The 13,297-nt window shown below is 34.3% G+C and carries 10 protein-coding genes and 3 tRNA genes; all 13 read left to right on the forward strand.

Annotation, left to right across the window (positions count from 1 at the left end; translation table 11 throughout):
* Positions 1–72: 72 nt before the first annotated feature.
* Positions 73–143, forward strand: a tRNA-Cys gene (locus CQZ94_RS26565).
* A gap of 9 nt (positions 144–152) precedes the next feature.
* Positions 153–234 (forward strand) — tRNA-Leu (locus CQZ94_RS26570).
* 264 nt (positions 235–498) lie between these two features.
* Positions 499–1,218 (forward strand): YebC/PmpR family DNA-binding transcriptional regulator, encoded by a 720-nt coding sequence (locus tag CQZ94_RS26575; protein WP_002113875.1) that lies wholly within the window; start codon positions 499–501, stop codon positions 1,216–1,218.
* Between the two features lie 302 nt (positions 1,219–1,520).
* On the forward strand, positions 1,521–1,982 hold the full coding sequence (locus tag CQZ94_RS26580) for an NUDIX hydrolase (protein WP_105587908.1): 462 nt from the start codon (positions 1,521–1,523) through the stop codon (positions 1,980–1,982).
* Between the two features lie 388 nt (positions 1,983–2,370).
* Positions 2,371–3,147: a transglycosylase domain-containing protein gene (locus CQZ94_RS26585; RefSeq protein ID WP_002113878.1), complete on the forward strand. Its 777-nt coding sequence runs from the start codon at positions 2,371–2,373 to the stop codon at positions 3,145–3,147.
* Positions 3,148–3,334: 187 nt separating this feature from the next.
* Positions 3,335–3,988: a DsbA family protein gene (locus CQZ94_RS26590; RefSeq protein WP_002204548.1), complete on the forward strand. Its 654-nt coding sequence runs from the start codon at positions 3,335–3,337 to the stop codon at positions 3,986–3,988.
* Between the two features lie 115 nt (positions 3,989–4,103).
* Positions 4,104–4,177 (forward strand) — tRNA-Gly (locus CQZ94_RS26595).
* A 200-nt stretch (positions 4,178–4,377) separates the two neighbouring features.
* Positions 4,378–5,520, forward strand: coding sequence for a tRNA epoxyqueuosine(34) reductase QueG (gene queG / locus CQZ94_RS26600; RefSeq protein ID WP_105587910.1), 1,143 nt, complete (start codon positions 4,378–4,380; stop codon positions 5,518–5,520).
* A gap of 44 nt (positions 5,521–5,564) precedes the next feature.
* Entirely contained in the window at positions 5,565–6,452 is an 888-nt protein-coding gene (locus CQZ94_RS26605) for an amidase domain-containing protein (protein ID WP_105587911.1), read from the forward strand.
* Positions 6,453–6,510: 58 nt separating this feature from the next.
* Positions 6,511–6,999 carry a tRNA (uridine(34)/cytosine(34)/5-carboxymethylaminomethyluridine(34)-2'-O)-methyltransferase TrmL gene (gene trmL, locus CQZ94_RS26610; protein WP_002029656.1) on the forward strand — a complete coding sequence of 163 codons (489 nt, stop codon included), beginning with the start codon at positions 6,511–6,513 and terminating at the stop codon, positions 6,997–6,999.
* Positions 7,000–7,123: 124 nt separating this feature from the next.
* A complete protein-coding gene (locus CQZ94_RS26615; RefSeq protein WP_105587913.1) occupies positions 7,124–9,193 on the forward strand; it encodes a sensor domain-containing protein in 2,070 nt (689 codons plus the stop codon).
* A 403-nt stretch (positions 9,194–9,596) separates the two neighbouring features.
* On the forward strand, positions 9,597–11,492 hold the full coding sequence (locus CQZ94_RS26625; protein WP_002029658.1) for a PrkA family serine protein kinase: 1,896 nt from the start codon (positions 9,597–9,599) through the stop codon (positions 11,490–11,492).
* Positions 11,493–11,940: 448 nt separating this feature from the next.
* Entirely contained in the window at positions 11,941–13,098 is a 1,158-nt protein-coding gene (yhbH, locus tag CQZ94_RS26640) for a sporulation protein YhbH (protein WP_105587916.1), read from the forward strand.
* Positions 13,099–13,297 lie beyond the last annotated feature (199 nt).

Raw genomic sequence — 13,297 nt, forward strand, 5'->3', positions numbered from 1 at the left:
GTAGAATACAACCTTGCCAAGGTTGGGGTCGCGGGTTCGAATCCCGTCTTCCGCTCCATTTTAACTTCATATGGCGGCATAGCCAAGTGGTAAGGCAGAGGTCTGCAAAACCTTTACCACCGGTTCAAATCCGGTTGCCGCCTTTATTTTATGCCGATGTGGCGGAATTGGCAGACGCGCACGACTCAAAATCGTGTTCCTTCGGGAGTGTCGGTTCGACCCCGACCATCGGTATCGGTGACTTAAAAAAGACTCTAACAGAAATGTTAGGGTTTTTTTTGTTAAATTATGCTATGTGATTCTAAAATTCGTAATAAACTTAGGAATTCATGTATAATATAACTTGTCGAAAGAACAAAATGATAATGATTTATATTATGTCTGTAATATGAATCAAAAATGAACTTTTTATATTTCTTTTAAAAATGTGTTGAATACACATTATATTTCATATTAATATTTTTATGTAGATTTAAAATGGGAAAGAGAGTGGAAAGTATGGGCCGTAAATGGAACAATATTAAAGAAAAAAAAGCATCAAAAGATGCAAATACAAGCCGTATATACGCGAAATTTGGACGTGAAATTTATGTGGCAGCAAAACAAGGCGAGCCAGATCCAGAATCAAACCAAACGCTAAGAGTCGTATTAGAGCGTGCGAAAACATACAACGTACCAAGAACAATTATTGACCGTGCGATTGAAAAGGCAAAAGGCGGTTCAGAAGAAAACTATGACGAGCTTCGTTATGAAGGATTTGGACCAAATGGATCTATGGTAATTGTAGATACCCTTACAAATAACGTAAACCGTACTGCAGCTGATGTACGAGCTGCATTTAGCAAAAACAGTGGTAACATGGGTGTAAACGGTTCTGTAGCTTACATGTTTGATGCGACAGCGGTTATCGGTCTTGAAGGTAAAACATCAGATGAAGTTCTTGAAATTTTAATGGAAGCGGATGTAGATGCACGTGACATTCTAGAAGAAGAAGATTCTGTCATCGTTTATGCTGAACCTGATCAGTTCCATTCTGTACAATCTGCACTTAAAGGTGCTGGTGTTGAAGAATTTACAGTTGCAGAATTAACAATGCTTGCACAAAGTGATGTAGAACTCCCTGAAGATGCTCAAGTACAATTTGAAAAAATGGTTGATGCATTAGAAGATTTAGAAGATGTACAGCAAGTTTACCACAACGTAGACTTAGGGGAATAATAAAGTGAAACTTTAATCAGTGGGGGTTTTGTTCATCCCCCACTGATTATTAGTTGAACCAATCGGGCGTTTACGGGCAGTTGATCTCCCACCTAACTTCTTTGCTCCAGCGGAGTTTTGAGGTGGGAGTTTTACTGCCCGTTAATGCGGGATATAAGACAGAAGACCCTTTCCTTTAACGGACAGGGTCTTTTTTTATGGAGTTAATTAAGGTGATAAAGTATTAAAGGTATTTTGTAGCTGCTAGGGAATATGGTTATAGGTTTGTATTTTAAATAATCGTATTTCTAGGAGGTATTTCTGTGGAGCATAAAACACCAAAGCATATCGTTGCCGTAGCAGGTTATTTAACAAATGAAAAGAATGAGGTGCTTTTAACGAAAGTGCACTGGCGAGCTGATACGTGGGAAATGCCTGGAGGACAGGTAGAAGAAGGGGAAGCGCTCGATCAAGCTGTTTGCAGAGAAATAATGGAGGAAACAGGATTAACTGTGAAGCCTATCGGAGTTACAGGGATTTATTATAATGCTTCTATGCATATTGTAGCTGTTGTTTTTAAAGTAGCATATGTTAGTGGTGACATAAAAATTCAACCTGAAGAAATACAAGAGGCTAAATTTGTTGCTTTAAACGAAGAGAACATTGATGAGTATATAACGCGTCCTCATATGAAATCAAGGACACTTGATGCGATGAAAGCAATGCATTTCATTCCATACGAAACATGGGAAGTTCAGCCATATAATCTTATAGGAAGGTTGTAAAGTTTTGAGGGAGAAGTCTTACTGCCGACAAATAGCGAGATAATCCGAAAACTAGTATTGATTTAAGGAACGTTTGTTCTGTATAATAGTGATATATCGTATATAATTAGATTGCTAGATGTTTAAAAGTATAAATGTATAAACTGATATAATAAAAGAATAAAGTGAAATTAAGGAGAGTCCTACTTCCTATAAATAGTGTGATAAACAAATGTATATTCAACATTTCATATGAATAGTAGATAAAAAGGGACTGTGATACAATACATTTTTACACCTACCTTACAATGTTGTAAGGTAGGTGTAAGAGAAATCGATGGGATATTCTTTTACAACAAGGTATTCTTAAATTAAGAGTTATATGCTGTGTGGAAAAGAGGTGTTCGAGATGAAAGAACGAGTATTATCTAGAGTGAATTATCATCAAAAAGTTGCATTAAATCCATTAACTAAATTTCTTTATAAAGCCATTATATTATTATTATTGTTAAGTTTTGCATTATTATTCGTTGGAAATGTAATGATTGAGCGAAGTGATATTAGTAAATTACATGTACCCGCTAAGTTAGAGGTGCCAGAATCATTAACACACGCATTTATTGCGACGGAAGATAAAAGGTTTTATCATCATAACGGTTTAGACTATATAGCAATTATTCGAGCTTCTATTGAAAATATAAAAGCTGGTGGTGTTGTGCAAGGAGGAAGCACGATTACACAGCAGCTATCTAAAAATGCTTTTTTATCTAATGAACGTACATTTTCTCGTAAGTGGAAAGAAATTTTTTATACGAAAAAGATTGAACGTACATTCACAAAGGATGAGATTTTAAAATTATATGTGAGTAATATTTACTACGGAGAAGGAGCATGGGGAATTGAAAAAGCAGCAAACCTTTACTTCGGTAAAAAGGTGGATCAATTAACGTTGGCTGAAAGTGCAATGATGGCTGCTGTAGTAAAAGCACCGGCTTATTACTCACCTGCACAAAATTATGATAAAGCAGTTGAGAGACGGAATGTAGTTTTAAGGCTAATGGAGAAAGAAGGGTATATAAATCATGATGAATATGTTCAAGCAGTTAGTGAGAAATTAGTAATTCGTCATGATATAAAAACAGAGCAATCCATGTTAAAAAATGCCCGTGAAAAAGCAGTAAGTTAAAAGAAGTTCCTACATAGGAGCTTCTTTTTTTGGATAATTTGTGACAAAAGACGACACAATATTGTCACAAATGTTGTATTTTTGTAATTTATGTGAGCGTGTTCATTGCGTGACCTATGTAAGTATTGATATTATGTGTATTGTGTACAATGATGTATACAGAATATGAAATTAAAGAGGAATGTATATGAAATCATCAAACAAACTCATGGTTCTTGGTATAGTTTTTTCTATCGCGGTATTGATTGTAATCGGGACGATTGTGTATAGCATCATAAATGACAAGAAAGATAAAGGGAATGAGATGTTTGCTTATTCTACGCAACAATCTTTAGGGAAAGATGATGCTCCAGTTAAGGTAGTTGAATTTGGAGACTTTAAATGTCCAGCTTGTCGTACTTGGGATGTAACAGTATTACCACGATTAAAAGAAGAGTATATTGATAAAGGTAAAGTGCAGTTATATTTTATTAACTTCCCGTTTATCGGAAAAGACTCTGATTTAGGTGCAGCTGCTGGTGAAGCAATTTATAAACAAGATCAAGATTCATTCTGGATTTTCTATGATGAGATTTATCAAAATCAAAAGAAAGATACGGAAGAATGGATTACAGAAGAATTACTTCTTAATATTGTGAAAGAAAAGCTTCCAAAAATTAATGTAGAACAGTTTAAAAAAGATTTACACAGTAAAGAAATGAAAGACAAAGTACGTAAAGATTCAGATCGTGCTCAAAAATTAAAAGTTCAAGGTGCTCCTTCAGTATATATAAATGGGAATCTTGCAAACCCTGATTTCGATAGTATGAAGAAGGCGATTGATAAAGAATTGAAAAAGTGATGAGGTATCTCATCACTTTTTCGACTTTTTTCGATAAATTTCTTGCTTCGATTTTTTTTACATGCTATACTACTTTACATAAGTTATTTCAATATCTTATATTTATTTCATATTTGCGGGTGTAGTTTAGTGGTAAAACAAGAGCCTTCCAAGCTCTGGTCGAGAGTTCGATTCTCTTCACCCGCTCCAAATTTTATTTAATGTTTTTCTAATAAATTGTGATCAACGCAGTGTTTCGTTTCTAAGATAAACGAAGCATTGCGTTTTTTAATGTTTGAAAATCATAATTGTATGCGAAAATAGAAGTGAAGAATATTATTCCAAAAGTGAATTGATAACCAATATAGTCGTTACATAAGGGATGGATTCATCGGAGGAGGCGATTGAAAATGGACTTTGAACAATTAAAGCAAGATGTAATTGCGTATAGTAAAACGATTGGTATAGATAAAATAGGTTTTGCCAGTGCTTCACCATTTGAGGAATTAAAGCAGCGTCTAATCCAGCAACAACAATTGAATTATCAGTCTGGATTCGAAGAGCCTGATATAGAGAAGAGAACGAATCCACAGCTATTGTTACCTGGTGCGAAATCAATTATTGCGATTGCTTTAGCATATCCTTCAAAATTAAAAAATGCACCATTAAGTAAACGAGGAGAACGTCGTGGGATTTTTTGCCGTGCTTCTTGGGGCCAAGATTATCACCTTGTTTTACGAGATCGTTTGCAAAAGTTAGAGGCGTATTTAATCGAAAAGCTTCCGGATATAGAAGTGAAATCAATGGTTGATACAGGGGAGCTAAGTGATCGAGCTGTTTCAGAGCGTGCCGGTATTGGATGGAGCGGTAAGAACTGCGCTATTATTACGCCGGAATTTGGTTCGTATGTATACTTAGGCGAAATGATTACGAATATTCCATTCCCTCCTGATCGGCCAATAGAAGATCAATGTGGAAGTTGTACGAAATGTATTGATATTTGTCCTACAGGTGCTTTAGTACAAGGCGGCCAGTTGGACTCGAAGAAATGTATTGCATTTTTAACACAGACAAAAGGATTTTTGCCTGAAGAATATCGCGATAAAATAGGAAATCGTATATATGGATGTGATACGTGTCAGACTGTTTGTCCGAAAAATAAAGGAATGGATTTTCATAACCATCCTGAAATGGAGCCTGATCCTGAATTAGTTAAACCATTATTAACACCACTTTTAACAATTAGTAATCGTGATTTTAAAGGGAAATATGGGATTATGTCTGGTTCATGGAGAGGTAAAAAGCCATTGCAACGAAATGCTATTTTAGCACTTGCACATTTTAAAGAAACAGCAGCAATTCCTGATTTAATCGGTGTTATGAAAGATGATCCAAGACCAGTACTTCGGGGAACAGCAGCATGGGCACTTGGGAAAATTGGTGGAGATGGAGTAGGAGAAGCGATTGAAAAGGCGATGGAACGTGAGAAAGATGAAGAGGTTCTTCATGAAATGAATCGTGGACTTGAATTGTTAGCACAGAAAAAAGAGTAGATAATATCTCCCTTTTTCATATTGTAATATGGGAGGGAGACTGAATGGTTGTAAAAGTGAGTATTGAAAAGCAAGTGCAACAGTTTTTAGCATATATAACAGAGAAACGAACAGATGTAGATGGTATTGCAGTGGATTTGTTACAAATGGTACAGAGAAAGAAACAATTGTTTCAAAAGCGTAGTGCAGATATAGTGAAAGCAACTGCAGATATTTCTTTCATTAGACAATTAAATAGTAATGAGCATCAAGAAATTGATTATCAAATACACTTGAAATATTTAATTAAGCATAAAGAATTATTTTATATCGAAGAGGAACAATTAAAACGACGAGTTTGTTTAAAAAATAGTTGTATAATAGATGATTATGCTCTTGAAGTGTCAGAAGAAATAGGAGTAGGTGAAACGTTAGAACGGGAAGTCACGAAAGAAAAATACGGTTCATATCAATATAATCGTTTAGAGGCAGTGAAATATGCAGAGCGTTGGTGGGATGATCGTAATTCTGCATACCGTAATTTTCCTGATAATTGTACAAATTTTATTTCACAATGTCTGCACACTGGAGAAGTACCAATGAATGGACATCCTAATATTCGTAAAGGGTGGTGGCAAAGGGGAAACCAGTGGAGTTGGAGCTGGGCTGTAGCACACTCTTTTTATTGGTATTTGTCAGGTGCTACAGCTGGTCTTCGAGCAGAAGCAGTAGAAAAGCCAGAAGACCTTATTCTTGGCGATGTAATTGCGTATGATTTTGAGGATGATGGTAGGTGGAATCATACGACAATTGTAGTAGCAAAAGACGCAGATGGTATGCCGCTTGTAAATGCACATTCAGCGAATAGCCGCAGGCGTTATTGGAACTATGAAGACTCTAGTAAATATACACCACAAATGAAATATAAATTCTTTCATATTATTAATGGGTAGAGATTTTTCGTTCAAGTGGTATAATACGTAGTAGATAAAAAATAGAGGTGAATATCGCGTGGGAGTACATGTTGTTTTATATCAACCAGAAATTCCAGCAAATACAGGAAATATTGCACGTACTTGTGCAGCAACTGGAACAGAGTTACATTTGATTAGACCGCTTGGATTTTCAACGGATGACAAAATGTTAAAGCGTGCAGGACTAGATTATTGGCAGCACGTAAAAGTTACGTATTATGATTCAATCGAAGAATTTTATGAGAAAAATAAAGATGGTGAATTCTTCTATTTAACAAAGTATGGCGAGAAAGCTCATACAGCATTTAATTATAGCAAACGTGAGAAGGATTACTATTTCGTATTTGGAAGAGAAACAAATGGATTACCAGCTAATGTAATTGAAGAAAACTTCGATCATTGTTTACGTATTCCAATGACGGATAAAGTACGTTCATTAAATTTATCTAATACAGCAGCAATTTTAATTTATGAAGCGTTCCGTCAACAAAATTATCCAGGATTAGATTTAGAAATCGTTTATTAAAAGTCGCCATTTGGCGACTTTTTTATTTTTTTTTAAAATATGTAATCATACATTTTAAAAAAGGTACATATTCATATAGAATGAGATATATGAATAAAAATAGATAAGACGGGTTGAGATAAATATGAAGGAACAATATAATAATCAAAATACCTTTTTAAGTATGATAGATATGGATTTAGTAAGACAGGGACTGCTACATGCTATTCAAGATTTAGCGTTTATTGTGAAAGTTATTGATGATGAAACTTTTAAATATATTTATGTGAATAAAATAGGAATGGATCACGCCAGGCTAGGGAAAGAATGTTATGGAAAAACTTTTGCAGAAGTATTACCAGAAGATACGGCAAGGTTATTACAAGGAAAATATGCAAAAGTAATGAGAGAAGCGAGAGCAATTACATTTTGTGATGTAATTAGTTTGCCAACTGGTGATATACATTATGAATCTTCACTTAATCCAGTATGCGATGTAAATGGAACATGTCAGTTTATTATTTGTATTACTAGAGATATTACAGCACAGGTTAAGAAAAAAGTGGAAATAGAAGAAAAACAAATGTTATTTAAGTCATTACTAGAATATAATAATGATTCCATTGTATCTGTAGATTCTATTGGAAGAATTACATATGCAAATCCAGCAACTTATGAAATTTTTGGGTATCGATATGAAGAGTTAAAGGACAAACTTATTTTTCAGTTTATAAATAAAGAGTATGAAAAAACTTTTCAAATTATATTTAAGAATGCTTTACAGGGAAAAGCAAAACAAATTGTTGCAAAGAAATATGTTCATAAAGAAGGATATGAACTTTATATTTCTGCGAGGACTATCCCCATTATTGTGAATAGTGAAATCGTCGGGGTGTACATTGTTACGAGGGATGTTACGAGGCAAGTATTAAATGAGATGAAAACAGAGTATTTGGCTTACTTCGATCAGTTAACGTGGTTAATGAATAGAATATCATGTACAAATAAACTAAATGAATTTTTAGATGATAATAAAGAATTTGCATTGGTTTTTATAGATTTGGATGAATTTCACCTTATTAATGATACATTTGGTCATAAAGAAGGGGATCAAGTATTAAAAAAAGTTACTGAATGCCTACGGGAACTAAAAATAGAAGATATGCATTTATTTAGAGAACATGATGATCAATTTGTTATGTTAATAGAAAATATAACGAAAGAATGCGTAGAGGAAGTTGCACAAACAATATTAAAAAAAATTAGTGAGCATTTTGTAATAGAAGAAGAGGATGTTTATTTGAGTGCATCAATTGGGATTATAATGGCCCCAGAAGATGGAATGGATGAAAAAATGCTTTTCCAAAGAGTCGACGCAGCTTTGGAAAAAGCAAAGGAAAAAGGAAAAGGATATTATCATTTTTATTGTAGTGGATTAGATTGTGAACGTGAACAAAGGTTTATAATGGAGAATCAGTTACATCGTGCTATAGAGAAAAATGAATTTTTCCTATATTATCAACCTCAAATTAATATTGAAACGGGAAAGATAGCCAGTATGGAAGCCCTAATAAGATGGGAGAATAAGGAGCTAGGTTCTGTCTCGCCAAATCAATTTATCCCACTTGCTGAAAGAACAGGATTTATTATTAAACTTGATGAATGGGTAGTACATCAAGTTTGTGAGCAAATACGTGAATGGTTAAATAAAGGATATGAAGTTGTACCAATTGCAGTCAATATTTCAGCTAGACATTTTCGTTCTATTACATTAATAGAGATGATTACACGCGCTTTAAATAAGTACGATGTCCCTCCTCATTTATTAGCAATAGAAGTTACAGAAGGGGCTCTTATACATAAAGATTTATCGAAAAGAGTGTTATTGCAGTTAAAAGAACAAAATTTAAAGATTCATTTAGATGACTTTGGAACGGGATATTCATCTTTAAGTTATTTAAAAACATATCCGATTGATACGTTAAAAATTGATCGTTCTTTTATGGAAGGTATATATAAAGATGAAAGAGATACGAATATTACGGCTGCAATTATTCATTTAGCACATACTCTAGGGTTAAATGTAATTGCAGAAGGAGTAGAAAAGGCGGAACAAATACAGTTTTTAAAGGAAAAGAATGTAAAAATCGTACAAGGTTATTTTTATAATCGCCCTTTATCGATATACGATGTGGAAAATATTTATTTTAAATAGTGTATAAAAAACAAGAAAAAAAGTGATGTGCTGAAAAGCACATCACTTTTTTTGTGTACCTGGTTTATCGTTATAACCAGATGTGAAAATAGCTGTAAGAAATGTGAGTGATACACCTAAAATTAATAATAACTTCATACTAATTTCCTCCTTACTTTTTCGGTTTACGAATCCTATTTGTGAATCGAAATGTATGTAAGGTTCCTAGAAGAAAAGAATTTATTTACAATGAATAGCAGCGTGAAAACTTTAATACCTTTATTATACAGAATTTTCTTTGAATTTTGGAGAGAATTTTATAGCGCTATTATATATTTCGTTTTGATTTAAAGAATGTTTAAGGACATCCTAGCATACCTTTTATAATAATCCGATTGAACAAGGAGATGGGGGAGGAGCTATAATGGATATTCTAAAGAAAATTGAACAATATCGGGAAGCAGAAGAACGTTTACAATGGGAAGGTACGTTTGCGGAGTATTTGGAGCTTGTGAAAGAAAGACCATGGGTGGCTCAAACAGCACACTCTCGCATTTACAATATGATAAAAGATGCTGGAATTGAAGAAGTTGATGGTAGAAGAAAATATAACTTCTTTAGTAATCAGCTATTTGGATTAGAGGATGCTTTAGAACGCCTTGTGGAAGAATATTTTCATCCATCTGCAAAACGATTAGATGTTAGGAAACGTATTTTGTTATTAATGGGGCCTGTTAGTGGTGGGAAATCAACATTAGTTACGATGTTGAAACGAGGATTAGAAACATATTCACGAACAGATCGTGGAGCAATTTTTGCAATAAAAGGCTGCCCAATGCATGAAGATCCACTTCATTTAATTCCGCAGCATTTACGGAATGATTTCTTTGATGAGTATGGAGTAAGAATTGAAGGGAATTTATCACCATTAAATGTTATGCGTCTAGAGCAAGAATACGGGTCAAGAATTGAGGATGTAGTTGTAGAGCGTATTTTCTTCTCTGAAGATCGCCGTACAGGAATTGGTACATTTAGTCCTTCTGATCCAAAATCACAAGATATTGCCGATTTAACAGGTAGTCTAGACTTTTCTACAATTGCAGAATACGGTTCGGAATCAGATCCTCGTGCATATCGATTTGATGGAGAATTAAATAAGGCGAACCGCGGCATGATGGAATTCCAAGAGATGTTAAAATGTGATGAGAAATTTTTATGGCATTTACTATCGCTTACACAAGAAGGGAATTTTAAAGCAGGAAGATTTGCGCTTATTTCAGCGGATGAATTAATTGTAGCGCATACAAATGAAACAGAGTATCGTTCCTTCATAGCAAATAAGAAAAATGAAGCATTGCATTCACGAATTATTGTAATGCCGGTTCCATATAATTTACGGGTTAGTGAAGAAGAACATATTTATGAAAAAATGATTCGTGAAAGTGATGTGTCCAATGTTCATATTGCACCGCATACACTTCGCGTTGCAGCAATGTTCACTATTTTAACTCGTTTAAAAGACCCGAAGCGTCCAGATATTGATTTAATTAAAAAGATGCGTTTATATGATGGAGAAACGGTAGAAGGATATAATACGATTGATGTAGAGGAGCTGCAACGCGAATATCAAGATGAAGGTATGAAGGGGATTGACCCTCGTTATGTCATTAACCGAATTTCTTCTACAATTATTCGAAAAGAGGTACCATCTATTAATGCACTAGATGTACTGAGATCGTTAAAAGACGGATTGGATCAGCACCCGTCAATTAGTAGTGAAGACCGAGAGCGCTATATGAATTTCATCTCATTAGCGAGAAAAGAATACGATGAAATTGCTAAGAAAGAAGTACAAAAAGCGTTTGTTTATTCATACGAAGAATCAGCTAAGACACTTATGGATAATTACTTAGATAACGTCGAAGCGTACTGCAATAAATCAAAATTACGTGATCCGTTAACGGGCGAAGAAATGAGCCCAGATGAAAAACTTATGCGTTCGATTGAAGAGCAAATTGGAATTTCAGAAAATGCTAAAAAGGCATTCCGTGAAGAAATTTTAATTCGCATTTCTGCCTATGCACGTAAAGGGAAACGCTTTGATTATAATTCACACGAACGTCTTCGTGAAGCGATTCAGAAAAAACTATTTGCTGATTTAAAAGATATAGTGAAAATTACAACATCAACGAAAACACCAGACGAAAATCAGCTTAAGAAAATCAATGATGTTGTTGCACGCTTAATTGATGAGCATGGCTATAATTCTTCATCTGCGAATGAATTGTTACGATATGTAGGTAGTTTGTTAAATCGATAGTTTGATAACAAAACGCTGTCTCTTATTCTTGGGACGGCGTTTTGTTATCTATTGATATTTGTGAAAAATGTCATAACTTGTCCGAATATAATAAATTAAGATGCGATTTTATGAATTTCTTGTCAATTATTTTTACAATATGCATATGATAGAGTAACCAACCATTCATACAAAAAAGCCAACACAATACAATATGTTGCAAAACGAAAATGTGTGCAACAATGCATTGTGTTTCTTTCTTATCAACGGCTGAATGTTTCTTTATATTATGTGAGTGGCAAAATTTTGTTTAAGATGCTCGGAGTATTGTATGAAAAACGCTATATATGTTTATGGGATGATTTTCGATGAACAGTTATTTTTCAAATATTCTAGTTACGCACACTAGAAAACAAAATTATAGATTGCTGTTCATAAGAGAAAACAAATACAGTAAGGAGGGAAAGGCATGGGTGAAGAAAATCAACCAAACTATACAATTTCACAGGAAAACTGGTCCCTCCATCGCAAAGGATATGACGACCAACAACGCCATCAAGAAAAAGTACAAGAGGCAATTAAAAATAATTTACCAGATCTTGTAACAGAAGAAAATATTGTTATGTCTAATGGTAGGGATGTTGTGAAAATACCGATTCGTTCTTTAGATGAATATAAGATTAGATACAATTATGATAAAAATAAACATGTTGGGCAAGGGAACGGTGACAGCAAAGTTGGTGATGTCGTTGCGAGAGATGGATCAGGTGGTCAAAAGCAGAAAGGACCAGGAAAAGGGCAAGGGGCAGGAGATGCAGCTGGAGAAGATTATTATGAAGCGGAAGTCTCAATTTTAGAATTGGAGCAAGCGTTTTTCAAAGAGTTAGAGTTGCCTAATTTAAAGAGAAAAGAACTGGATGAAAACCGGATTGAACACATTGAATTTAATGATATTAGAAAAACAGGATTATGGGGAAATATCGATAAGAAACGAACGATGATATCTGCATATAAACGAAATGCAATGCGTGGTAAAGCATCTTTCCATCCAATTCACCAAGAAGATTTAAAGTTCCGTACTTGGAATGAAGTGTTAAAGCCAGATTCAAAAGCTGTTGTATTAGCGATGATGGATACGAGTGGATCGATGGGAATATGGGAGAAGTATATGGCACGTAGCTTCTTTTTCTGGATGACAAGATTTTTACGCACAAAGTATGAAACCGTAGACATTGAGTTTATTGCTCACCATACGGAAGCGAAGGTCGTTACAGAAGAAGAGTTTTTCTCAAAAGGAGAAAGTGGCGGAACGATCTGTTCTTCCGTATACAAAAAAGCACTTGAGTTAATCGATAATAAATATTCACCAGACCGTTATAATATTTATCCATTCCATTTTTCAGACGGTGATAATTTAACTTCGGATAATGCTAGATGCGTAAAGCTTGTGGAAGAGTTGATGAAGAAGTGTAATATGTTTGGCTATGGGGAAGTGAATCAGTATAAACGTCCATCATCTACCCTCTTTTCTGTTTATAAAAACATTGAAGAGGAGAAGTTTAGGTATTATATATTGAAAAATAAGGAGGATGTGTTTAAATGCCTTAAAAAGTTCTTTAAGAAATAAATTCGAACATTAAAATATTAAGATTTAAGATATCCTAGGGTTAGAAATATATCAATGAATACACTGTGAATTTTTGAAGGAGAAATAAAAATTTATCGTTTGGGGAAGTTCATCTCATTTTTTTCGTTTAGGGGAACAAAATAAAATTTCTCTCAAATGAAAAGATAGGCTATTCTTTCTGTATATTTCTACAAAAAGA

The sequence above is a fragment of the Bacillus sp. MYb209 genome (assembly GCF_002975175.1).
GTDB lineage: Bacteria > Bacillota > Bacilli > Bacillales > Bacillaceae_G > Bacillus_A.